Below are 23,545 nucleotides of genomic sequence, written 5' to 3' on the forward strand. Positions count from 1 at the left end.
CCCGACGTGACGACATGACGGAACAAGGGGAACAACCCCTCGCGCACGGACAGGGGACAGCCTTGCGCCGGCAGGAGCACTCCGGTCGCCGGTGATCAACCGACGGTGGCACGTGCCGCATCTGTGAGCGGGGCCCCCGGTCAACCCCGCGGTGGACCGGCGGATCTCCGTCGTCGTCCCCGCCGGCGGCAACGACAAGGATGCCCGGGGGCGCACAGTTGCGGGACGTCTTTCCCCCGGAACGGAACCAGCGGCTGGGATCCGGACCACGTCCGACGGCCTCGCGCCGCTTCTGCGCGACGTGGCGGCTCCAGCCCCTCCCCCGGTCCCCGCCGCTCCCAGGTACCGTGCGCACCAAGAGCCGGACCATTGCCGGACCCACTCCCGCAATCCGCCACCGGTCCCGGGCCCGGGACGCTCACGGAACTCGGACGGGACGGAGCCACCACTTCGCCGTCGAAACGCTGTGGTCGCGACGAGGGCAGCACAGCAGCCGCGAGGAGCAGGCGGCCGACCTGTCGGGTCTGTCGCCGCAACGCGCCTGCGCAATCCGCTGAAGCGCCGAGTCGGCCTGCCGGTCTCCCCCGCGGTTGAGCCGCCGGCACCGCTCGCGCCCTGCCGGACACTCGATGGGACTGACGCCGCTCAGTGCGGCGTGCCTCAGGAGTGGTGGAGCACCCGGACGAGGATCGTGGTGTCCTGGAGGCTGTCGAGGTAGGCGTTGAAGCGGACGTTGTGCGCGTGAGAGCTACCGTCCAGCCAGCGGCCGTCGAGGGTGAGGAGGGCGAAGGTCGGCAGGACGTCCGCCGCCGCCCGCGCCACGAAGGCGGCACGGTCCCCGCCGAACCAGGGCACCGGGTCAAAACCGAACCTCCCTTCGAGGGCGGGGTCCTGCCCGAGCGCACGGATCACTGGCTGGGCACGGAAATCCTCCACCACCCGCTCCTGCGTGGAGCCGGGGTCCCCGACCGCCCTCCGGGCGAAATGCGCGTACGGCAGGCTCGGCGGGAAGCCCGCGGCGAAGGCGTGCCAGGCGTCCCACTCGTCCCCGGCCTCCCTCGCGGCCGTGGCGGGGCCCGTGTCGAGGTCGAGCAGGCCCTTCGGTCCCCCCTCGCACAGCGAGCGGGGGCGCGGCGGCGCGTCCTCGTCCCGGACGACCAGTGGATCGTCCTCACAGCCGGGCCGTACCGTGAACTCCTTGCCGCGCGCCTCGATGAACCAGTGGTCCCACTCCCCCTGCCATTCCTCGTCCGACCTGCCGATCTGGGCGTCGTACTCGAACGGGGCCATCGCCTCCGCGAGCGCCGGGCGCAGCTCGCCCGGGCCGCACGGCGGCAGACAGACGGTGACGACTTGCTTGCTCATGGTCCTTCTCGGTTCGTTCGGCTCAGGCGGTGTTCATGGCTGTGCAGGTGGCCCCTCCGGGCCCCACCCGCCCTGGAACCCGAGGAAAACCTTGTGTGTGTCGAGGTGTAGCTGCCCGGTGTTTGTTGTCGGCGTCGTGGACTCGGCGCGCGCCCGCTGCTGGCGTGCGACCACGGCGCAGGTCGCCACCTGGAGGTCCGTGCCGTCGGTGGCCGCGTTGCTCTGGAGGTCGAGGCGCTTGCCGGAGGAGACGATCTCCACGGCCCCGTCGGCCGCGCTCCGGGTGGACGTCGGCTTGTTCTCGGCGTTCCACGTCAGCTGCTGCGATCCGCCCGCGACGTTGCGGTCGGTGGTATTGCCGGTCGCCTCGGCCACATAGGTGTGATCGGTGCCGTTCGCCCGGTCGATGGAGGTGAGGACGTGGGGCTGCGCCAGGGTAGGGGCCTGGGTTCCGCATCGGCGGACTCGATCCGGTCGGCCACGAACGGGGCGTTGGCATGGGCGACCCGGTGCCCGCGGGCTACCAGCTCACGTGATGAGCGCGTGGCAGGGCAGGGCTGACGACGGGAGCGCCGGCCCTCGTGATGTGGGCGCGACGACGGGACGCGGGCGATCACTCGTTCCTGGCGCGGGACGGGTGCGTGCGGTGTGGCGAGGACGCGGTGTCAGGGCCGGTCGATCCGCGCGGCGGCCTCCTCGAGATCGGCGACGGTCCCCGACATGATCGTCCGGACGTGCCTGGTGATGTCCCGCACGGGCCAGTCCCACCACGCCACGGCGAGGAGCCGGGCGATGTCCGCGGCGTCGTAGCGGGCACGGATGAGCCGGGCGGGGTTGCCGCCGACGATGCCGTAGTCGGGGACGTCAGCCGTGACCACGGCGCCGGCGGCGATGATCGCGCCGTGACCGATGCGCACACCGGGCATGACCGTGGCGCCGTGGCCGAACCACACGTCGTTGCCGACGACCGTGTCGCCCCGGCCGGGCAGGTCGGTGATCAGGTCGAAGTGCTCGGCCCAGGAGCCGCCCATGGTGGGGAACGGAAAGGTGGACGGGCCGTCCATGCGGTGGTTGGCGCCGTTCATGAGGAACCGGGTGCCCGTGCCCAGGGCGCAGTACTTGCCGATGACGAGCCGCTCGGGCCCGTAGTGGTACAGGACGTTGCGCGTCTCGAACGCGGTCGGGTCGTCCGGATCGTCGTAGTAGGTGAAGTCACCGACCTCGATCAGCGGCGACTTCAGCAGTGGCTTGAGCAGCACCACGCGCGGGTGCTCGGGCATCGGGTGGAGCACGGTGGGGTCAGCGGGAACGGGCGGCATCGTGGGTGCGGTTCCTCTCCTACGGACCCGGGGCGACAACTGTCGCGTTAAGATGCTGGCACAGCCCTGCCGCCCCGATCAACCGGATACCGATCACCGATGACAGACCCGCTGGACACGACGCCGGAGCGCCGTCCGGGCGGTCGCAGCGCCCGCGTCCGCGCCCAGGTTCTCGACGCGGTGCGCGCCGAACTCGCCGAAGGCGGCCACGAAGGACTCACGATGGAGGGTGTCGCGACGCGGGCCGGAGTGCACCGCGCCACGGTCTACCGGCGGTGGCGCGATGTCGGCGGCCTGCTCGTCGACGTCATCGACGCCGCCGGCGAGATCGACTGGCAGCCGCCGGACACCGGCTCGCTGCGCGGCGATCTGACGGCCCTCAACCAGGAGATCCAGGAATCCCTGGTCGTCCAGCCGTCGTTCGCGGTCGCCCTGATGGCCGCCTCGTTCCACTCCGAACAGGCCGCGCGAGCCCAGACGCGGTTGTGGACGGACCGGTACGCCCAGTGCGGGATCCTCGTGGAGCGCGCCGTCGAGCGCGGTGAGCTCCCCGCAGCGCACGCGGACGCGCGGAGCCTGCTGATCGCCGCCACCGCGCCGCTCTACCACCAACTGGTGCTCCTGCGCGCCGATCCGGACCCGCACCTCCCGCGACGGGCCGCGGAGGCGGCGGTCCTGGCGGCTGCCGCGGGTGCCTTCTCCGTCGGTCGGGAGGAGAGCGTGTGACGCACGGTCCAGCGGCCCGGTTCGGACAGCGCCACCGCCCGGGCGACTGTCCGTGGCCGCGTGCGCTGCGGCCGGAGAGGACGGGCGTCCTCTCCGGCCGGGAGTTCGGGACGGCGGTGCGACGCGCCGCCGGTTCCCGCTAGCCGGTCCTGACGCGCAGGAAGGTGACCGAGTGGGCGGGGAAGGTGTACGTGAAGGTCCGCCCGATGCCCTCCAGTGTCGACGTGCGCGGCCGGATCGGGTAGGCGTCGGCGCTGTTCACCGCGTCCGGTGCGCCTTCCAGGGTGGTGAGCCTGGCCGTCGGGGCGACCTGGGAGGTGCCGAGGTCGATGCTCGTACGGGCCGCGGCCGCCTGGGCGTTGACGACCTTGACGATCAGGTCGCCCTTGTCCCTGGCCACCACGTGGCGGAAGGGCTCGGCGGTCTTGTCGTCGGTGAAGGAGCCCCACTTCTGGCCGTCGAGGTAGAGGGTGACCTGTCGGCCCCGTACCTGGACGTGGAGGTCGTAGGTGCGGCCCGTCTCGATGGTGGTGGAGTTCTCCAGCAGGGTCTGCTTGCCTCCGTCGACGGCCTTCTCGACGGCGGAGCGGGTGTTGCCCCAGCCGCCGAGGTTCCACCAGTAGTGGTTGCCGGTGTCGCGTACGCCGAAGGCGACCAGGAACCCTTCCTTGCCGGACTTCTTCGTGGCCTTGACCTTCAGGTCGTAGTCCTGCCAGCCCGTGTCACCCGCGGTGACCAGGGTGTTCTCGGCGGCCTCGTCGGACTGGACGTACGCCCCGTCCTGGACGGCCCAGGTGCCGCGCCCGGCCGCCGGCGTCCATCGGGAGTCCCCGGCGGAGAAGTCGTCCTTCAGCAGGGTGGTGCCGTTCGCGGCGGTGACCTCGACGTCGTCGTAGGCGGCACTGGTGGCCCACGTCGACAGGCCGATCGCGCCGGTGATCGGGCCGGAGACGGCAGGGGTGCCGGAGGCGCGACTCGGCACGATCCGGTCACCGGTGTTGTTCATGAACAGCTTCTGGACCTCGTAACTGGTCGAGCCCCAGGAGCGGTTGTTGTCGAACCAGATCATGTCCGGCCGCCACTGGTTCTTGTCCACGTCGGCCAGGAGCGGGGCGTACGAGGCGAGCTTGACGACGTCGGCGTTGCGCTCGAGGCCGGTCATGAACGCGGCCTCGGCCAGGGCGTTGGAGAAGCGGTTGTCGCGGGAGGCGTACTCGCCGAGGAAGACCTTGGGACCCGTACGGTCGTAGGAGTCGTAGCGGTTGTTGTTCTCCAGGAACCACTGCGGGGTGTTGTAGTAGTGCTCGTCGACCAGGTCGACGCCCGCCTGGCGGTTGAGGTCCCACAGCCGGTCGAAGGTGTCACCGCCGGAGGCGGGGCCGGAGTTGGAGACGATCGTGATCTCGGGGTGCTCGGCCTCGATGGCCTTGCGGAATTCGGTGAAGCGGGCGAAGAAGGCGTCGGGCAGGTTCTCCTCGTTGCCCACGCCCAGGTGGGTCAGGCCGAAGGGCTTCGGGTGGCCCATCTCGGCCCGCTTGCGGCCCCAGGTGGAGGTGACGGGACCGTTGGCGAACTCGATCAGGTCCAGGGTGTCCTGGATGTGCCGCTTCAGGAGAGCGGGGTCGTCGGTGGCCTGGTTCTGCCCGCAGCCGGTGACCAGGGCGGGCACGACGGGCAGCGGCATCGCGCCGGTGTCCTCGGCGAACTGGAAGTACTCGTAGTAGCCGAGTCCGTAACTCTGGTGATATCCCCAGAAGTTGGCGTTGACGGCCCGCTGCTCGACCGGACCGATCGTGTCCTTCCACTGGTAGGAGCGGCGGCGTTCCCAGTTCGGGGCCTCGTAGGCGTAGTGGCTGCCGGTGTTGACCAGGCAGCCCCCGGGGAAGCGGAGGAAGCCGGGGTCCAGCGCGGCGATCTTCTGGGCGAGGTCCTTGCGCAGGCCGTTCTTGCGGCCCTTGTAGGTGTCGCGGGGGAAGAGCGAGACCATGTCGAGGCGCAGGGTTCCGGAGCCGGCGGCCGTCACCGAGAGCCGTCCCGCCGTGGTGGTCACCTTGGGGACGAGCGTGCCGGTGTACTTGGTCCATCGGTCACCGCGTACGGCGATGCCCAGCGGTGCGGTCAGGACGGTGCCGTCGCCGGTGCGCAGTTCGGTCGTGAGGCGCGTGCCGGCCGCGTTGTCCGTACGCGCCCAGACGGAGAAGTCGTACCGCGCGCCCTCCTTGAGGGCCATGCCCGCGCCGTAGCCGCTGTTGACGATGCCGAAGCGGCCGGTGCTGCCGCCCGCGCCGGTGAGGTCGAGGCGCAGGTGGTTGCGGTTGCGCTCGTTCAGCCGCTCGGTGTCGTCGACGACCCGCAGGGTACCGGTGGCGCCGCCGGACGCGGTCTGCTGCCAGGAGGTCAGCGGGGTGTAGGACCGGTTGTCGACGGGGCTGTACTCGAAGGAGCGGTTCTGTACGAGTTCGGCGTAGAGGCCGCCGTCGGCGGCGTTGTTGATGTCCTCGAAGAAGACGCCGTACATGGTGGGGTCGATCGCCGGTCCCGTGCGGTCGGCGTCGACGGAGATCGTGTAGTCCGTCACGGCGGTGTCCGCCGCCGCCGGGGACTGCGTGAGGAGGCCCGCTGCCAGCGAGGCGGCGAGTAGGCCGCCGGTGATGACACCGGCTTTTCTCGTGGTGCGGTTGCGTGTGCGCAAAGCGGCTCTCCCTGAGGTGGACGGTGCGGGACGTCGTGCTCTCGGTGCGCGGTGCGTCGTGGGTGGGGCCCTGGCGTTCACCGGTGCTCGGGCTCCCGTGGCCGGAGGGGGTGCGCGGGTGATCCGGGAGTCTTCGCCACGCGGCGCGTGGGTGGTCCGGGGGTCTTCGCGGCGTGGCGCGTGGGTGGCCGCGCGCCACGGCCGTCCCGGTGTGTTCACACGGTCGGGGGGTTGCCGTAGTAGGCGTCCGGGCCGTGCTTGCGCGTGAAGTGACGGTCCAGGAGGTGCTGCGGGGGTTCGACCGTGCCCAGGCTGATGGTGTGGAGGGCCATCTCGGCCACCGCCTCGCAGATGATGGCGTGCTCCAGGGACTTGGTGGCGCTGTCGCCCCAGGTGAAGGGGCCGTGGTGGGCGACCAGGGCGCCGGGGACCTCGCGGGCCCGGGTGTCGTCCCGGTCCAGCAGGTCCACGATGACCTGGCCGGTGTTGTACTCGTAGTCCGTGGCGCACTGCTGCGGGGTGAGGGCTTCGGTGACGGGGACGGGGCCGTTGAAGGTGTCGGCGTGGGTCGTGCCGAGCACGGGTATGGGGCGTCGGGCCTGCGCGAAGGCGACGGCGTGGGTGGAGTGCGTGTGGGTCACGCCTCCGATGGAGGGGAAGGCCAGGTAGAGGCTGCGGTGCGTCTCCGTGTCGGTGGAGGGGCGCAGGTGGCCCTCCACGACCTTTCCGTCGGACAGGGAGACGACGACGAGGTCCTCCTCGCTCAGCGCCTCGTAGGCCACTCCCGAGGGCTTGATGACGAAGACGCCGGCCTTCCTGTCCACACCGCTCACGTTTCCCCAGGTGAGGGTGGCGAGCCCGGCTCGGGGGATGCGGAGGTTGGCCTCCAGCACCTCTCGGCGCAGCTCCTTGGAAACGGTCGTGCTCACGGAGGGCTCCGTCCTGGTGGGGGTGGAGGCGGTCACGGGCGCCCCCTGCGGGGCGGAAGAGGCGGGGGCGGGAGTGGTCACAGGCCCTGGGCCAGCCGGTGGTACGCCTGGTTCCAGCGCAGCTCGCGCGTGAAGCGCCGGACGGTGGTGTCCTCGTCGATGACGGCGAGTTCGGTCCGCAGCATCTCGGCGAGGTCTTCGAGCTCCTCGCCGCCGAGGGCGGTGGTCAGGACGGTGTGGTGCGGTGCTCCGGCCGTCAGCCATGCCTCGGTGGAGGTACGCAGGTCGGGGCGGGGGCGCCAGACGGCCCGGGCGACGGGGAGCCGGGGCAGCGGCTCGGGCGGGGCGACGACGTCGATGTGGTTGGCGACGAGGCGGAACCGGTCGCCCATGTCGGCGAGACCGACGACGACGGCCGGGCCGGGGTCCGCGTCGAAGACGAGGCGGACCGGGTCCTCTCGTCCGCCGATGCCGAGCGGGTGGATCTCGCAGGTGGGAGTGGCCGTCGTGAGGGAGGGGCAGACCTCGAGCATGTGGGCGCCGAGGATGAGCTCCTGGCCGGGTGTGAGGTCGTAGGTGTAGTCCTCCATGAAGGAGGTGCCGCCGGGCAGGCCGTGGGCCATCGCCTTCAGTGTGCGCAGCAGGGTGGAGGTCTTCCAGTCCCCTTCGCCGCCGAAGCCGTAGCCGTCCGCCATCAGGCGCTGCACGGCGAGGCCGGGCAGCTGGCGCAGGCCGCCGAGGTCCTCGAAGTTGGTGGTGAAGGCGCGGAAGCCGCCTTCCGTGAGGAAGCCGCGCAGTCCGGCCTCGATGCGTGCGGCGTAGCGCAGGGAGTCGTGGCGCTCGCCGCCGGGGCGCAGTTCGGGGGCGAGGGCGTAGAGGTCCTGGTACTCCTTGACGAGTGCGGTGACGGTGTCCTGGTCGGCGGCGTCGACCGCGGCGACGAGGTCGTTGACGCCGTAGGTGTTGACCGAGACCCCGAACCGCAGCTGTGCCTCGACCTTGTCGCCTTCGGTGACGGCGACGTCGCGCATGTTGTCGCCGAAGCGGGCGAGCTTGAGGGTGGTCAGCTCGGCGCGGCCGACGGCCGCGCGGGCCCATCCGGCGATGCGGTCGACGACCTCGGGGGTGGAGACGTGGCCCGCGACGGTCTTGCGGGGGACGCCGAGGCGGGTCTGGATGAAGCCGAACTCGCGGTCGCCGTGGGCGGCCTGGTTCAGGTTCATGAAGTCCATGTCGATGGTGGACCAGGGCAGGCGGCGGTTGGCCTGGGTGTGCAGGTGCAGCAGGGGCTTGTTCAGCGCGTCGAGGCCGGCGATCCACATCTTGGCCGGGGAGAAGGTGTGCATCCAGGCGATCAGGCCGACGCAGCGGTCGTCGGCGTTGGCCTCCAGGCAGACCGCGCGGATGGCGGCCGCCTCGGTGAGCACGGGCTTCCAGACGAGACGGACGGTCATCTGCGGCTGGTCGGCGAGGGTCTCGCAGATGACGCGTGACTGTTCGGCGACCTGGGCCAGGGTGTCGTCGCCGTAGAGGGACTGGCTGCCGGTGAGGAACCAGATTTCGCGGTCGGGCTGGGCGAGCGTCATGTCGAGTGTGCTCCTCGAAGGTGCTGGAGTGGAGGGCCGGGTGCGGAGGGGCCAGGTGTGGAAGCGGCCGGGCGTGAAGAGACCGGGTGTGGAGGCGGCCCGGCGCGGAGGCGGCCCGGTCAGTCGGTGGTCGCGGTGCGTGCGGTGTTGCGGATCCGTCGCAGGCGGTGCAGGAGGAGGTCCGCGCCGGTACCGAAGTGGTCGTGCAGGGCGCGGTATTCGTCGAACAGCGCGTCGTAGGCGTCCGCCCGCGTGGGATCCGGTACGTAGGCGTGGCGCTGGACGCTTCCCATGGCGGAGGCGGCGGAGCGGACGTCGGGGTAGGCGCCCGCGGCGACGGCGGCGTGGATGGCCGAGCCGAGTGCCGGCCCCTGTTCGGAGATGCCGAGAGAGACGGGGCGGCGGAGCACGTCGGCGTAGATCTGCATGAGCAGGGCGTTCTTCTTCAGGCCCCCGGTCACGATGAACTCCTCGACGGGGACTCCGCCGTCCTCGAACGCCTCGACGATCATCCGGGTGCCGTAGGCGGTGGATTCGAGCAGGGCCCGGTAGACGTCTTCGGGCCGGGTGTCGAGGGTGAGTCCGGCGATGACTCCGGAGAGGTGGTGGTCGACCAGCGTGGAGCGGTTGCCGTTCATCCAGTCCAGGGCGACCAGGCCGTGCGCGCCGACCGGTTGGCCGGCGGCCTTGCGGGTCAGGAGCTGGTGCAGGTCCTCACCCGATGCCGCGGCCTCGGTGCGGTAGTGGTCGGGGACGCCCTGGCGGAGCCACCAGGCGAAGATGTCGCCGACCGCGCTCTGGCCTGCCTCGTAGCCGTAGGCGCCCTCGACGATGCCGCCGTCGACGACTCCGCAGATGCCGGGGACCTCGGCGAGGGCGGCACCGTTGAGGACGTGACAGGTGGAGGTGCCCATGATGGCGAGCATCCGCCCGTTCTCCACGGCGCCTGCCGCGGGCGCGGCCACGTGGGCGTCGACGTTGCCGGCGGCGACCGCGATGCCCTCGGGCAGACCCGTCCAGTGGGCGGCCCGGCTGCTCAGGGTGCCGGCACGGGAGCCCAGCGGCGACAGGGGGTGTTCCAGGCGCGTGGCGGGGAAGTCGGCGAAGTCCGGGTGGAGTCGGGCGAGGAAGTCGGGCGAGGGGTAGGCGCCGTCCTGGTGGATGCCCTTGTATCCGGCGGTGCAGGTGTTGCGGGACTCGGTGCCGGTCAGCTGCCAGACGATCCAGTCGGCCGCCTCGATCCAGCGGGCGCAGGCGGCGTAGACGGCGGGGTCCTCCTCCAGGACCTGCAGGGCCTTGGCGTACTGCCACTCGGAGGAGATCTTGCCGCCGTACCGTGCGATCCACTTCTCGCCCCGGGCGTGAGCGAGGGCGTTGATGCGGTCCGCCTGGTCCTGGGCCGCGTGGTGCTTCCACAGCTTGGGCCAGGCGTGCGGGCGGTCGGCCCACTCGGGTGTCAGGGCGAGGGGGACGCCGTCCGATGTGGCCGGCAGGACGGTGCAGGCGGTGAAGTCGGTGGCGATGCCGATGACGCGGGCGGGGTCGACTCCGGCGTCGGCGACCGCCGCGGGGACGGCGATGCGCAGGACGTCGCGCCAGTCCTCGGGGTGCTGCAGGGCCCAGTCGGGGCGCAGGGGGGTGCCGGTGAGAGGGAGGCGGTCCTCGATGACGGCGTGGCGGTACTCGTGGACCGCCGAGCCGAGTTCGGCTCCGTCCCGGACCCTGACCACGACGGCGCGTCCGGAGAGGGTGCCGAAGTCGACTCCGATCGTGCACGCCTCGGGGGCGTGACGGTCCGCGAGATCGGGGAAAGCGTGTGGGGTCACGATGCGGTCTCTCTCATCATGGGCAGGGGCGGTGGAACACCTCGCCAATTGTTAGCGCTCACAATTTGGTTCGGCAAGAGCCTGGTGCACTTCTGCCGAACATTCGAGAAGGGCTCAGGGCCTTGGGCGTGAGCGCTCACCCAGGGGGTGCCGACAGTCGCCGCGCCCCGCCCGAGGCGGCCGGCGCGGCGTCCCACGCGCGGGGCTCCCCGCGCGCGGGGCATCGCGCGGGCGGGGCATCACGGGCAGGGCGTCACGCGGACCGCGGGAGCGACGAGAACGGCGACGGAGCGGGCAGACCGGTCACGGACCGCCAGGAGGTGACGCGAGACGAGGCGGCGAAAGACGAGGGGGCGGGAGGCGCCCGTCGCGTCAGACGTCGCCGGAAGGACGCGTGCTCGCGCGCATGATGAGCTGCGGCTCCACCAGGAGATGCTCGGCCTTGCGGGTACGCCCCTCGATGTGGTCCAGCAGGAGCCCGATGCTCCGGCGCCCGATGGCGGTGAAGTCCTGGCGGACCGTCGTCAGCGGCGGAGGGAAGAACTCGGCTTCCGGGATGTCGTCGAAACCGGCGACGGCCACCTGCCCGGGAGTGCGGATGCCGGCCTCGCGCAGCGCCCGCAGGACCCCGAGCGCCATCTGGTCGTTGGCGACGAAGACCGCGGTGACCGGTGTCGCCCCGCGGCGGGACAGCGCGAGTCCGGCGAGCTCCTGCCCCGCCCGGTACCCGGACAGCGGACTCCAGTCGCCCGCCAGTACGCGTGGGGGCTCGATGCCGCTCTCCTCCAGGACCGCACGCCACCCCTCGGTGCGGGCCTCGCTCTCCAGCCAGTCCTCCGGCCCCGCCACGTGCCAGACGGTGCCGTGCCCGGCGGCGAGCAGGTGTTCCGTGACCATGCGGGCGCCGAGCTCCTGGTCGAGGGAGACCCCGGGCAGGTCGAGCTGATGACCTCCCTCCACCGTGACCACGGGGAAGGGTGCGTCGAGTTCGGCGAGCGCCTGCGCGTGCGAGCGCTGGGGGGTGATGGCGACGACGCCCTCCACGCCCCAGGACGCGAGGTGGTCGACGGCGTCCTTGAGCCCCCGCTCCTCCCCCGGGCGCAGATTGACGGTCGAGACGAGATAGCCCTCTTCCCGGGCCGCCTCCTGCAGACCGGTCATGGTGCTGGCCGGACCGTAGAAAGTGGTGTTGACGGCGATGACGCCCAGCGTCCTCGTACGGCGCGTCACGAGGGCGCGCGCGGCGGAGTTGCGCCGGTAGCCCAGCTTCTCGATGGCCAGGGTGACCTGCTCCCTGGTGGCCGCGCGCACGTTGGGATGCTCGCTCAGCACCCGGGACACGGTCTGGTGGGAAACGCCCGCCTCCCGTGCGACGTCGGCCATCGTCGGAGGGCGGACGTCTTCCGCGGGGTGCGCCACGTTCGCTTCCCTTCTGCCTGTTTGCGGCTGGGTGTCGATACGAGAAAAATCCTAGCGCCTCTTGCATCACGACGTTGTGAGCGCTAACAAAAGGCGGAGGGGCAGCCATCGGGAAGCATGGTCGCGGCGAGGCGGGGGCACGGGAGCCGCGGACGGCCCGGCCCCCGTCACCGGACGGAGCGGTGCTCGGGCCCCGACGCCGGAGTCCGTACGCCTGCTCGGGATCCCGACGCCGGAGTCCGTACGCCTGCTCGGGATCCCGACGCCGGAGTCCGTACGCCTGCTCGGGATCCCGACGCCGGGGTCCGTACGCCCGGATCCGGCGGGGACGCCTACGCGGTCGGACGGGAACCTCCGAAGAGGCGCTGGAGGAGGATGAAGACGAACAGCAGGCCGCCGATGACGATGCGGGTCCACCACGAGCTGAGCGTGCCCTGGAAGCTGATGACGGTCTGGATCAGGCCGAGGACCGTCACTCCCAGCGCGGTGCCCAGGACGAAGCCCGAGCCTCCGGTCAGCAGCGTCCCTCCGATGACGGCGGCCGCGATGGCGTCGAGTTCCATGCCGACGGCGTGCAGGGCGTAGCCGGAGAGCATGTAGAAGGTCAGCAGCAGACCGCCCAGGGCGGAGCACAGGCCGCTCACGGCGTAGACCGCCACCTTCGTACGCCCCACGGGCAGGCCCATGAGACGCGCCGAGGACTCGTTGCCGCCCAGGGCGTAGACGCCGCGGCCGAAGCGGGTGTGGTGCAGGACGAGGAAGGCGAGCGCCAGCACGACCAGGGCGACGACCGCCCCGATCGAGACGAACAGGCCCCCGGGCAGGAGGACCCGGGTCTGGGCGATCCGTGTGGTCGTCGGGTCGGTGAGGGAGATGGACTCGGTGCTGATCATGTAGCAGAGGCCGCGGGCGAGGAACATGCCCGCGAGGGTGACGATGAAGGGCTGGATCTCGAAGGCGTGGATCACCCAGCCCATCAGCGCACCGCCCCCGGCGCCGACCAGCAGGACCAGCGGCACGGCCAGGGCGAGCGGGAGGCCGTTCTGTTCGACGAGCCAGGCCGTCAGCATGGTCGACAGGGCCACCATGGAGCCGACGGACAGGTCGATGCCGCCGGTGAGGATGACGAACGTCATGCCGATCGCCACGACGAGCAGGAACCCATTGTCGATCAGGACGTTGAGCAGCACCTGCGCGGAGAAGAAGCCTTCGTACTGCAGGGAGCCGATCGAGAACATCGCGATCAGGAGCGTGGCCGTCACCATGAGCGGCAGACGGGTGGAGTGCCGTGCCGAGAACCGGTGGAGCGGCTTGGTGAGGGAGCTGAGGGTGGTGCTCACGGGTGGACCTCCTGCTGGCGGGCTCCCGCGTCGCCGGCCGCGGGGGCCGGGGCGACCGGTCGGCGACGGCGTGAGAACCGCGCGCGGAACGCGGGCGACTGGACGAGACACACGACGATGACGACCAGGGCCTTGAAGACGAGGGTGGTCTCCGGCGGTACGCCGAGGGTGTAGATCGTGGTCGAGAGGGTCTGGATGATCAGCGCGCCCAGGACCGTCCCGCCGAGGGAGAAGCGGCCGCCCGTGAGGGCGGTGCCGCCGATGACCACGGCGAGGATCGCGTCCAGCTCGATCCACAGGCCCGCGTTGTTGCCGTCGGCGCTGGAGACGTTGGAGCTGATCATCAGGCCGGCCACCGCGGCGCACACGGCGCTGACGACGTAGACCATGACCAGCAGTCCGCCCGCCCTGATGCCGACGAGCCGGCTCGCGACCGGATTGCCGCCCACCGATTCGATCAGCATGCCGAGTGCGGTACGGCGGGTGACGAGGGAGGTGATGACGACGAGGGCCGCGGCCAGCAGGACGGCGAAGGGCAGGGTGAGCCAGTAGCCGCCGCCGATCATCTTGTAGGCGCTGCTCGACACGCTGATGATCTGCCCGTCGGTGATCAGCTGGGCCACACCGCGCCCGGCGACCATGAGGACCAGGGTGGCGACGATGGGCTGGACGCCCAGCCGGGCGACGAGGAAGCCGTTGAGCAGTCCGATCGCGGCGGCGACGCCGATCGCCACCGCGATCGCCGACATGACGGTGCCCAGGCTTCCGGGGTCCTTCGCCGTGGCGATGTGCTCGCACGCGAGGGCGCCGGCGATGGCCACCGTCGAGCCGACCGAGAGGTCGATGCCCCGGGTGGCGATGACCAGCGTCATGCCGAGCGACACCAGGATCAGCGGGGCGCCGAACTGGAGGATGTCGACGAGGCTGCCGTAGAGGTGTCCGTTCTGGACGCGGACGGCGAAGAAGTCGTGGGTGAGGGCGACGTTTCCGAGGAGCAGGGTGGCGAGGACGGCGGCGGGCCAGAAGAGGCGGTGCTGGGTGAACCGCCGGGCGCCGGGCGCCGGGGCCGGGCGCGTCCGGGCGCCCGTGTCGTCGGGTGGGGTCATGAGGTGGCTCCGGTGGCGATGGCGCCCAGGATCCGGTCGGGCGTCAGGGCGGGGTCGTTGGTGAGGGTGGCGACGAGCCGGTGGTCGCGCAGGACGCCCACGCGGTGGCTCAGCCGGAGCACTTCCTCGAGTTCGGCGGAGATGAAGAGGACCGCGGTGCCTTCCGCGGCCAGGCGGGTGACCAGCTTCTGGATCTCCGTCTTGGCGCCGATGTCGATGCCCCGGGTGGGTTCGTCCAGGATCAGCAGCTCGGGGTCGGTGAGCAGCCACCGGGCGAGCAGCACCTTCTGCTGGTTGCCGCCGCTGAGGTTGCGGACCTGTGCCTCGGGGTCGGCCGGGCGGATGTCCAGGACCTCGATCCACCGGGCGGCGATCTCGTCCTGCCGGGCGCGTGAGAGGGGCCTGGTCCAGCCGCGTGCGGCCTGGAGGGCCAGCACGATGTTCTCGCGGACCGTGAGTTCGCCGATCAGGCCCTCCGCCTTGCGGTTCTCCGAGCAGAAGGCGATCTTGCGGGCGATCGCGGTGCGCGGGGACCGCAGGGCGGTGCGTTCGCCGTCGATCCGGAGTTCGCCTTCGTCGGCGTGGTCGGCTCCGAAGAGCAGCCGGGCCGCCTCGGTGCGTCCGGATCCGAGGAGTCCGGCGAGGCCGATGACCTCGCCGCGGTGGATGTCCAGGTCGTAGGGCTGGACGGAACCGGTCCTGGCGAGCCCGCGGGCGCTCAGGAAGGGGGTGTCCGCGGGGCCCGAGGTGGCGGTGGGGCCGGTGTGGGAGGTCTCCGCGAGCTCGTCGAGGGTGCGCAGTTCGCTGCCGACCATGCGGTGGACCAGGGAGACGGGGGTCAGTTCGTCGATCCGGTACTCGCCTTCGAGGCGTCCGTTGCGCAGGACGGTCACCCGGTCGCACAGGTCGAAGACCTGGTCGAGGAAGTGGGTGACGAAGAGGATCGCGACGCCCCGGTCCCGCAGCCGGCGCACCAGGGCGAACAGCTGGGCGACTTCGTCCCGGTCGAGGCTGGAGGTGGGTTCGTCGAGGATGAGGACCTTCGCCTCGATGTCCACGGCGCGGACGATCGCGACGAGTTGCTGGACGGCGAGGGAGTGCGCGCTCAGCGGCAGGCGGACGTCGAGGTCGAGCTCCAGTTCGGTGATGAGCCGTGCCGCGCGCTCGTGGAGGGCCGACCAGTGGACCAGGCCGAGGCGCCGGGGTTCACGGCCGATGAGGATGTTCTCGGCGACCGAGAGGTTGGGGCACAGGTTCACCTCCTGGTAGACCGTGCTGATTCCGGCGTGCTGGGCGTCCAGCGGCTCGGCGAAGCGCTGTGGGGCGTCGTCGACGGAGACGGTTCCCCCGTCGGGCGGGTGGACCCCGGTGAGTACCTTGATGAGGGTCGACTTGCCGGCGCCGTTCTCGCCCATCAGCGCGTGGACCTCACCCGGGAACAGGCGCAGGTCCACGCCGTCGAGGGCGAGGACGCCGGGGAACGCCTTGCGGACGCCGCGGGCTTCCAGGACCGGCCGGTCGGCGCGGGTGGGTGTGCGGGGGGTGGGTGGGGCTGCCATCCGCCCTCCTCTCCTGAGGGATCGGGGCGGCACGAGGGCCGCCCCCGGAATCGGTGCGGGCGGAAGGTCAGTACTGGCGGCCGGGCAGGGCCGCCGCGGCCTGGTCCTGGGTGAAGACGCCCTCCTTGACCTCGACCCGCCGCGGGACGCTCTCCCCCGCCGCGACCTTCTTGACGAGGTCCATGAGCTGCTCGCCGAGGAGCGGGTTGCACTCGACCACCACGTTGATCTTCTTCTCCCGCATGGCGACGAAGGCGTCCTTGATGCCGTCGATGGAGATCACCTTGATGTCGACGCCCGGCTTCTTGCCCGCCTCCTCGATGGCCTGGATGGCGCCCAGGGCCATGTCGTCGTTGTGGGCGTACAGGACGTCGATGTCCTCGTGGGACTTGAGGAAAGCCTGCATGACCTCCTTGCCCTTGGCGCGGGTGAAGTCGCCGGTCTGGGAGGCGACGACCTTGAACTTGGGGTCGCCCTTGATGACCTCGGCGAAGCCGGCCTTGCGGTCGTTGGCGGGCGCGGAGCCGGTGGTGCCCTGGAGCTCGACGACGTTGACCGGCTCGGAGGTGCCCTCGTACTCCTTCACGAGCCACTTGCCGGCCTCCTGTCCCTCCTTGACGAAGTCGGAGCCGAGGAAGGTCCGGTAGAGGGAGGTGTCCTCGGAGTCGACCGCGCGGTCGGTGAGGATCACCGGGATGCCGGCGTTCTTGGCCTCCTTCAGGACGGTGTCCCAGCCGGACTCCACCACCGGTGAGAAGGCGATGACGTCCACCTTCTGCTGGATGAAGGTGCGGATCGCCTTGATCTGGTTCTCCTGCTTCTGCTGCGCGTCGGAGAACTTCAGCGTGAGACCGGCCTTCTCGGCGGACTCGCGTACGGACTTGGTGTTGGCGGTGCGCCAGCCGCTCTCGGCACCCACCTGGGCGAAGCCGAGCACCAGCTTGCCGTCGGAGGAGCCCTTGCCGGCGCCACCGGTGCTGCCGGTGTCCACGGGCTCGGTGGTGCAGGCGGTCAGCACCCCGCCGGCCAGAACGGCGGCGGCGACGGTACGGAGGGCTCTGTGGGCCATGTCGTGTTTCCTCTCGGGACGTGCGTGACACCAGGCGGAGGCCTGAAGGCGATGGGTCCGGTGGCGGCGTGGCCGCGTGCGGGTCGGTCGCGGCCGACGAGGCAGGTGAAGCGTCCGCCCCGGCGGCCGGCGGGCTGGCGAGTGGGACACATTGTGAGCGCTAACAGAGATGTAACTCAAGGGTTCGCACCACCGTTACCCGTTCTTGATATGCGAGATGGGCCCTACTGCCGCCTAGCGAGGCATCCAGGACATCAAGCGCTGAGCTGAATCTTGTGAGCGTTAACACGCTTGGTCGTCTTCCCACGCCGTGACTCGTGAGGTGAAGCCACTGATCGGCGAAGTCCGACCTGTACGTGGCGGCCGGGGCGGCGCCGGGGGCGGGGCCGCCCCGACGCCGCCCCGACGCCGTCCCGACGCCGTCCCGGTCGTGTTCCGCGGACGGTTCACCGCGGGAAGCAGCGGGCGATGAAGTCGTTGCGGAACTTCCCCGCGGGGTCGACGTCCGCCGTCAGCCGCGCGAAGCGGTCGTGGTGGGGGTAGAGATCGCGCAGGGCGTCGGGCTCCGTGGCGAAGAGCTTGCCCCAGTGCGGCCGGGCCGCGAAGGGAGCCAGGGCGCCCTCGATCACGTGCAGGGCCTTCGTCACGGCGGTGGGATCGGGCAGCCAGGTGAAGTGGAAGGCCACCGAGTCCCGCCCGTGGGCGGGACTGAGCCAGAGGCCGTCCGCGGCCACGCTCCGGATCTCCCCCACCCTCAGGTGCGGGGCGAAGGCCCCCCGCACGGCGTGCAGGGCGTCGAAGGCCGCGACGGCGTCCTCACGGGCGACGAAGTACTCCGACTGCAGTTCGTCGCCACTGCTCGGGGTGTGCTCCAGCCTGAAGTGCGGCAGCCGGTACGGGGACGGGCCCGACAGTCCCAGCTGCGGGGTGCAGGAGCCGGCCGGCATGCCGGGGACGGGGTGCCTCGGCCCGTCGGCCCGCACGGCACCGAGCCATCGTGCCGGCGCGGTCGCGGGCCCCGGGGCGTCCGCGCTCCGCTTGAGCCACACCTGGTCGATCAGGGCCCCCCGCCAGCGGGTGAAGAGGCTGACGCTGTACGCGGCGGACATCACCTCGTCGAAGGCGTCGCGGAGGGTGGTGACGGGCAGCCCCTCGTAGACCCACTGCCGGACGTCGAAGGCCGGTACCAGGTCCAGCGTCAGCGCGGTGACGACGCCGAGGGCGCCGAGGGCGACCACGGAGCCGTCGAAGTCCTCGTCACCCCGCTCCGTCGCCACCAGGTCGCCGGAGGCCGCGACGTACTCGACGGCCCGTACGGCCGCGGCGAGGGTGCCGTTGCCGTCCCCCGACCCGTGCGTGCCGGTCGCACAGGCGCCGGCGATCGAGATGTGCGGCAGGGAACCGAGGTTGTGCAGGGCGAGCCCGGCCTCGTGGAGGACACCGGTGATCTCCCCGAAGCGGGTTCCCCCGCTCACGGTGACGGCGCGGGCCCGCCGGTCGATGTCGAGCACGCGGGGCAGGCGTGCCGTGGACACCAGGTCGCCCGACGTGTCGGCGATCGCGTTGAAGGAGTGGCCGGTGCCCAGGGCGCGTACGGCGCGGGAGCCGGCCACCAGCTCCTGGAGCTCCTCGACCGAGGTGGGGGCCCTGAGGCGTTCCGCGCCGAAGGTGATGTTCCCCGCCCAGTTGGTGAGGGTGTCGCTCATGTCCATCCTCCGAGGAGGGACCGACGTCCCCCCGTTTCGTGGCCCTCGGGCGTGTCCGGGGCGAATCGGTGGTCGCGTCCTCGGCGCCGGGATCGGCCTCCAAGGCGACGGCCCTTGCCGTGGACGCGACCCGGGTGCGCTCCCCGCTGCCGGGAGCGCGGTCGACCGGTCCCTCCCTGCCGTTCGTCATATCGAACGGTGTTCCTGATCTCGGTCGCCGCAGGCTAGGATCGCCCCTCCGGTGCGGTCAAGGGTCACCTCCCCGCCCGGTAAATCCCCCGTCGCGCGCGACCGTTGACATCGTCGCGCCGTGCTTCGTACTGTCGCGGCAAGATTTCGAACGCTTGTCGAAATATCGAACGACGGGAGTCCCCGGCGTGCGCATCACCCGGATCAGCACCCACGTGGTGGGCACGCCCCGGCGCGATCTCACCTACGCCTGATCCCCTCGACATCCGGAACGCGATGATGACACCCCACCACCCGCCCCTGCCCCCCGTATCCGAACCCTTCGGCCATCTGCCCGACGGCACGAGGGTGCGCCGGTGGTGGCTGGAGAACGGCGGAACACGCCTCGCGGTGCTCAGCCTCGGCGGCATCGTGCAGTGTCTGGAGAGACCCGACCGGGACGGCCGCCGCGCGAACGTGTCGCTGGGCTTCGAGGAGGTCGACGACTACCTCGCCTCCTCCGCGTACTTCGGTGCCGTCGTCGGTCGCTACGGCAACCGGATCGCCCGGGGACGGTTCGACCTGGACGGCACGCGCCACTTCCTGTCCGTCTCGGGCGGTGAACACACCCTGCACGGCGGTGCCCGGGGCTTCGACCGGCGGAACTGGACCGTGCACGGGTTCGTCCGCGGCACCGACGTCGGCCTCGTCCTCACCCTCACGAGTCCCCACGACGACATGGGTTTCCCCGGGACCCTGAACGTACGCGTGGTGTACACCCTCACCGAGGAGGGCGACTGGCGCATCGACTACCACGCGGTCACGGACCGGCCCACGGTCGTCAATCTCACCAGCCACGTCTACTGGAACCTCGCCGGCGAGTCCGCCGGCTCCGTCCACGGCCACGAACTGTCCATAGCGGGTTCGCGGACGACCCCGGTCGACGCGGAGCTGATCCCGACGGGCCGTCTGGCTCCGGTGGCCGAAACGCCGTTCGACTTCCGGACGCCCAGGACGATCGGGCCGGGACTGTCGGCCGACGACCCCCAGCTCCGGCACGCCGGGGGCTACGACCACAACTGGGTGCTCGACAAGGGGATCACCGCCGCCCCGGAACCCGCCGCCACGCTGTACGAGCCGGTGTCCGGCCGGATGCTGCGCGTCACGACGACCGAGCCCGGTGTCCAGTTCTACTCCGGGAACTTCCTCGACGGCACCTCGACGGGGAGCGGCGGCCGCCCCTACCGGCGCGGGGACGGGCTGTGCCTGGAGACGCAGCACTTCCCCGACTCCCCCAACCAGCCGGAGTTCCCCAGCACGGTCCTGCGTCCCGGCGAGACCTACCGGTCCTCGACCGCGCACTCCTTCACCACGCTCTGACCACGCGCTCCCGCGCGAAGGGACCGTTCCTCCCTCAGGAGGAACGGTCCCTTCGCGCGGTGCGGGGCACGGAGGTCGGACGGGAACCGGCCGGAGCGATGCCGCGGTGTCCACCGGGCCTGCCGGCGGGCACCGCGGCGGATTCACTGACCGGCCAGGCCCGTGTGGGCGATGCCCCGCACGATCTGCCGCTGGAACAGGGCGAAGACGAGCAGCAGGGGCAGGCCCGCGATCACCAGGGAGGCCATGATCTGGGCGTACCGGACCCCGAAGCCGGACTGGACGTTGACCAGTCCCACCGGGAGCGTCATGGCCTGCGGGTCCGTGGTCACGAGGAACGGCCACAGGAAGTTGTTCCACGTGGAGATGAACGTGAAGATCGCGACCGCCGCGAGAACGGGCCGGGACAGCGGCATGACGATCGTCCAGAAGACCCGCCAGCGCCCGGCACCGTCGACGAAGGCGGCCTCCTCCAGTTCCCGGGGAACCCCCTCGAAGAACTTCACCAGGATGAACACCATCGCGGGTACCGCGACTTGAGGGAGGATCACCCCCCAGTAGGTGTCCACGAGCCCCATGCGGACCATCTGGGTGAACAGCGGCGCGATGAGGACCTGGGGAGGCACCATGATCCCGGCGAGGACCAGGCCGTACAGGACCCTGCGCCCCCGGAACACGGTCCGGGTGAAGCCGTAGGCGGCCATGGCGCACAGGACGACGGTGAACAGGGTGGTGAGCCCCGAGACGACGAAGGAGTTCACCGTCCACCGCAGGAGGGTGCCCGACTCCCACACCTTGGCGTACGCCTCGAAGGTGACCCGCGAGCCGATCCACTCCAGCGGTGTCCCGGTCGTCTCCCCCTCCGGCTTGAGCGAGGTGGCGACGGCCCAGAGCAGCGGCAGCAGCCAGGCGGCGGCCAGGACGAGTGCCACGGCGAGCAGCGCGATCCGGCCCCCGGTCCAGCGGGGCCGCCGGCTCTCGGTGCGGGACGCTCGTGCGGTGCGGGTCGCTCGTGCGGTGCGGTCACGGACGGCGGCGAGGCTCATGTGCCGGCCTCCTCTCTGCGCCGGGCCAGTACGGGCTGGACCAGGGAGACGATCAGGATGAGAGCGAAGAAGACGTAGGAGACGGCGGACGCGTAGCCGATCCGGTAGCCGGTGAAGCCCTGCTGGTAGACGTACTGCAGGATCGGCCGGGTGGAGTCGTCGGGTCCTCCGCCGGTCATCAGGTAGACCTGGTCGAAGATCTTGAGCGAGGCGAGCGCCTGGAGGACGAGCACGAGGCCGGTGGTGCGCCGCAGGAGCGGCAGGGTGATGTGTCGGAGCCGCCGCCACGCGCCGGCGCCGTCGAGCTCCGCCGCCTCGTACAGGTGCTGCGGGACGGCCTGGAGCGCCGCGAGGTAGAGCAGGAAGTTGAATCCGACCGTCCACCACACCGTGGTCAGGACGATGGAGAGCATGGCGTAGCGTTCGTCGCTCAGCCAGCCGATGCCGGGTTCCAGTCCGGCGGAGGCGAGAAGCTGGTCGGCGAGCCCGAATCCCGGCGGGAATATCATCTGTGCGAACAGCATGCAGACGACGCCGGAAGGCAGCAGGAAGGGCGCGAACCAGCTGATCCGCCACAGCCACTGCACGACGCGCAGCTGGTGGGCGAGCAGGGCTAGCACGAGTCCGACCAGCACGAGCGGGATGGTGGAGAGCACCGTGAACCAGACGGTGTTGCCCAGCGAGGACCACATCTGCGGGTCGGCCAGCGCCTCCGCGTAGTTGTCCAGGCCGATGAACTCCGCCTCGGTGCCGGTGATGTTCTCGCTGGTCAGGCTCATCCCGAGGCCGCTGATCAGGGGCCAGACGAGGAAGAGGCCGTAGACGACCAGGAAGGGGGCCACGAAGACGAGGCCGTGCTCGGTCCACTTCCTCCGGACGGCTCCGGAGCGGGCCGTGTCGGCGCTGCGGCCCGCTCCGGAGGCCGGGGGCGCCGGAGCGGCGGGGGTGAGCGTGGTCATGACGCGACTCCGGGGAGGGGGTTGCGGGTGTCGAGGAGGCGCCCGAGCCGGAGCTTCGCCTCGGAGAGCGCCTCACGGGGGGTGCGGGAGCCGGTGAGCAGTGTCGAGAACACCTCGCCGAGTTCGATCCACATCCGGGAGGCGGACCCGGCGAACCAGGCCGGCTCGTCGAGCACGACGTCGTCGATCACGTCGCGGTAGGCGGACTGCGGATCGAGGGCGAGGTAGGCGGGATCCGTGAGAACGGGCCGGTACGCCGGGACGTGGCCGCCCGCCGCCCATTCGACGGAGTTCTTCAGCATCCAGGCGACGAAGGCGCAGGCCGCCCGGTCGGTCTCGGTGTCGCGGCCGCGCTGGTGCGGCAGGACGAAGGCGTGGGAGTCGGCCTGTGCCGTGGCCCGTCCGAACAGGGCGGGGATCCTCGCCATCGAGAAGGGTGTCCCTCCCGTGCGGAAGGTGGTGACCTCCCAGTCCCCGTTGAGGTGGAACGCCGTTCGTCCCTGGTTGAAGATGCCCACGGACGCCCCGTAGTCGGCGCGGCGCGTCCACAGCCCTTCCTCCACGAGCGAGGCCATGTACTCGAGCACCCGCAGGGCCTTGGCGTCGTCGAGGGCCAGCCCCCCGCCGTCGGGGGTGAGGACGGTCCCTCCGGTCTGGGAGTAGAAGGTGGAGAAGATGCGCCACGGGGTGATGCAGTCGGGGCCGAGGGTCTCGGTGACGAGGGCGGCCGCGCCGGTGACCTTCTTGGCGGCGCGCAGGGCCTCGGTGAACTCCGTCGCTCCTCCGATGTGCTTGAGGCGCTCCCCGTCCATCAGGCCGGCCTTGCGGCAGATGTCGGTCTGGTAGTAGAGCACGAGGGGGTGGGTGTCGAGGGGGACGGCGTACTGGCGGCCGTCGATCTGTCCCCGCCGCCAGAGGTCCTCGGGAAAGTCCGCCGGGCGGATGCCGGCCTCGGCGAGCAGGTCGGGGTCGAACGGGTCGACAAGGCGTCCGGGGCCGAACCCGGCCAGCCGGGCCATGTGGAGCGCGGCGACCTCCGGCGCGCGGCCGCCGGCCCCCGCCATGCCGAGCTTGGTGTAGTAGGGGGCGCCCCACTGGAGGGTCGTGGCCTCCAGTTCGACGTCCGGGTGGGCGGCGCGGAAGGCATCCAGCATCTTCTGCATGTTGACGCCGTCACCGCCGCCGAAGAGGTGCCAGAACCGGAGCCGGGTCCGGCCGGACGCGGCGGCCGAGGGCACCGCGCAGCTCGCGGTCGAGGCGAGGAGGCCCGTGGTGGCGAGGGCGCTCAGGGAGCCGGCGAGCACACGGCGCCGGCTGGGGTGGGATGGTTGCATAGCGGCTCGTCTTCCC

General features: G+C 71.2%; 18 protein-coding genes. 2 read left to right on the forward strand and 16 right to left on the reverse strand.

Features of this window, described 5'->3' with window-relative positions:
• Positions 1 to 660 precede the first annotated feature (660 nt).
• The 3 genes from ACFWUY_RS24460 to ACFWUY_RS24470 form a co-directional block, all read right to left on the reverse strand.
• Positions 661 to 1,365, reverse strand: coding sequence for a hypothetical protein (locus ACFWUY_RS24460; RefSeq protein ID WP_384112797.1), 705 nt, complete (start codon positions 1,363 to 1,365; stop codon positions 661 to 663).
• Positions 1,366 to 1,398: 33 nt separating this feature from the next.
• Positions 1,399 to 1,740 carry a hypothetical protein gene (locus ACFWUY_RS24465; protein ID WP_384112800.1) on the reverse strand — a complete coding sequence of 114 codons (342 nt, stop codon included), beginning with the start codon at positions 1,738 to 1,740 and terminating at the stop codon, positions 1,399 to 1,401.
• 290 nt (positions 1,741 to 2,030) lie between these two features.
• A complete protein-coding gene (locus ACFWUY_RS24470; RefSeq protein WP_384112806.1) occupies positions 2,031 to 2,684 on the reverse strand; it encodes a CatB-related O-acetyltransferase in 654 nt (217 codons plus the stop codon).
• Between the two features lie 99 nt (positions 2,685 to 2,783).
• Between ACFWUY_RS24470 and ACFWUY_RS24475 the strand changes: the two genes are divergently transcribed.
• A complete protein-coding gene (locus ACFWUY_RS24475; protein WP_384112813.1) occupies positions 2,784 to 3,410 on the forward strand; it encodes a TetR/AcrR family transcriptional regulator in 627 nt (208 codons plus the stop codon).
• A gap of 139 nt (positions 3,411 to 3,549) precedes the next feature.
• Here the strand turns inward: ACFWUY_RS24475 and ACFWUY_RS24480 are convergent, their stop codons facing one another.
• The 10 genes from ACFWUY_RS24480 to ACFWUY_RS24525 all read right to left on the reverse strand — a co-directional run bounded on the left by ACFWUY_RS24480 (position 3,550) and on the right by ACFWUY_RS24525 (position 18,642).
• On the reverse strand, positions 3,550 to 6,102 hold the full coding sequence (locus ACFWUY_RS24480; RefSeq protein ID WP_384112818.1) for an alpha-L-arabinofuranosidase C-terminal domain-containing protein: 2,553 nt from the start codon (positions 6,100 to 6,102) through the stop codon (positions 3,550 to 3,552).
• Positions 6,103 to 6,317: 215 nt separating this feature from the next.
• Positions 6,318 to 7,031 (reverse strand): L-ribulose-5-phosphate 4-epimerase AraD, encoded by a 714-nt coding sequence (gene araD, locus ACFWUY_RS24485; protein WP_384112826.1) that lies wholly within the window; start codon positions 7,029 to 7,031, stop codon positions 6,318 to 6,320.
• 77 nt (positions 7,032 to 7,108) lie between these two features.
• The gene (gene araA / locus ACFWUY_RS24490; RefSeq protein WP_384112831.1) at positions 7,109 to 8,617 is read right to left on the reverse strand and encodes an L-arabinose isomerase; all 1,509 of its coding nucleotides are present in this window, start codon (positions 8,615 to 8,617) and stop codon (positions 7,109 to 7,111) included.
• Between the two features lie 119 nt (positions 8,618 to 8,736).
• On the reverse strand, positions 8,737 to 10,443 hold the full coding sequence (gene araB / locus ACFWUY_RS24495; protein WP_384112834.1) for a ribulokinase: 1,707 nt from the start codon (positions 10,441 to 10,443) through the stop codon (positions 8,737 to 8,739).
• Positions 10,444 to 10,815: 372 nt separating this feature from the next.
• Entirely contained in the window at positions 10,816 to 11,862 is a 1,047-nt protein-coding gene (locus tag ACFWUY_RS24500) for a LacI family DNA-binding transcriptional regulator (protein ID WP_384112837.1), read from the reverse strand.
• Between the two features lie 332 nt (positions 11,863 to 12,194).
• The gene (gene yjfF / locus ACFWUY_RS24505; RefSeq protein ID WP_384112840.1) at positions 12,195 to 13,202 is read right to left on the reverse strand and encodes a galactofuranose ABC transporter, permease protein YjfF; all 1,008 of its coding nucleotides are present in this window, start codon (positions 13,200 to 13,202) and stop codon (positions 12,195 to 12,197) included.
• Positions 13,199 to 14,308, reverse strand: coding sequence for an ABC transporter permease (locus ACFWUY_RS24510; protein ID WP_384112844.1), 1,110 nt, complete (start codon positions 14,306 to 14,308; stop codon positions 13,199 to 13,201). Before ACFWUY_RS24510 ends, yjfF begins: the two co-directional genes overlap by 4 nt.
• A complete protein-coding gene (locus tag ACFWUY_RS24515; protein ID WP_384112848.1) occupies positions 14,305 to 15,867 on the reverse strand; it encodes a sugar ABC transporter ATP-binding protein in 1,563 nt (520 codons plus the stop codon). Before ACFWUY_RS24515 ends, ACFWUY_RS24510 begins: the two co-directional genes overlap by 4 nt.
• A gap of 67 nt (positions 15,868 to 15,934) precedes the next feature.
• Entirely contained in the window at positions 15,935 to 16,936 is a 1,002-nt protein-coding gene (locus tag ACFWUY_RS24520; RefSeq protein WP_384112855.1) for an ABC transporter substrate-binding protein, read from the reverse strand.
• Between the two features lie 446 nt (positions 16,937 to 17,382).
• Positions 17,383 to 18,642, reverse strand: a complete 1,260-nt coding sequence (locus tag ACFWUY_RS24525) for an FAD-binding protein (RefSeq protein WP_384112858.1) — start codon at positions 18,640 to 18,642, stop codon at positions 17,383 to 17,385.
• A 465-nt stretch (positions 18,643 to 19,107) separates the two neighbouring features.
• On the opposite strand from ACFWUY_RS24525, the gene ACFWUY_RS24530 reads away from it, so the two are divergent.
• Positions 19,108 to 20,190: an aldose epimerase family protein gene (locus tag ACFWUY_RS24530; protein WP_384112865.1), complete on the forward strand. Its 1,083-nt coding sequence runs from the start codon at positions 19,108 to 19,110 to the stop codon at positions 20,188 to 20,190.
• A 143-nt stretch (positions 20,191 to 20,333) separates the two neighbouring features.
• On the opposite strand, the gene ACFWUY_RS24535 is transcribed toward ACFWUY_RS24530, so the two are convergent.
• Genes ACFWUY_RS24535 through ACFWUY_RS24545 form a run of 3 tightly spaced genes read right to left on the reverse strand, consistent with a single transcriptional unit; the run spans position 20,334 to position 23,529 of the window.
• On the reverse strand, positions 20,334 to 21,236 hold the full coding sequence (locus ACFWUY_RS24535) for a carbohydrate ABC transporter permease (RefSeq protein ID WP_384112872.1): 903 nt from the start codon (positions 21,234 to 21,236) through the stop codon (positions 20,334 to 20,336).
• Positions 21,233 to 22,195 (reverse strand): carbohydrate ABC transporter permease, encoded by a 963-nt coding sequence (locus ACFWUY_RS24540; RefSeq protein WP_384112875.1) that lies wholly within the window; start codon positions 22,193 to 22,195, stop codon positions 21,233 to 21,235. Before ACFWUY_RS24540 ends, ACFWUY_RS24535 begins: the two co-directional genes overlap by 4 nt.
• Entirely contained in the window at positions 22,192 to 23,529 is a 1,338-nt protein-coding gene (locus tag ACFWUY_RS24545) for an extracellular solute-binding protein (protein WP_384112879.1), read from the reverse strand. The genes ACFWUY_RS24540 and ACFWUY_RS24545 overlap by 4 nt, the downstream gene beginning before the upstream one ends.
• Positions 23,530 to 23,545: the final 16 nt, after the last annotated feature.

The organism is Streptomyces sp. NPDC058664 (genome assembly GCF_042716635.1).
Taxonomy (GTDB): domain Bacteria; phylum Actinomycetota; class Actinomycetes; order Streptomycetales; family Streptomycetaceae; genus Streptomyces.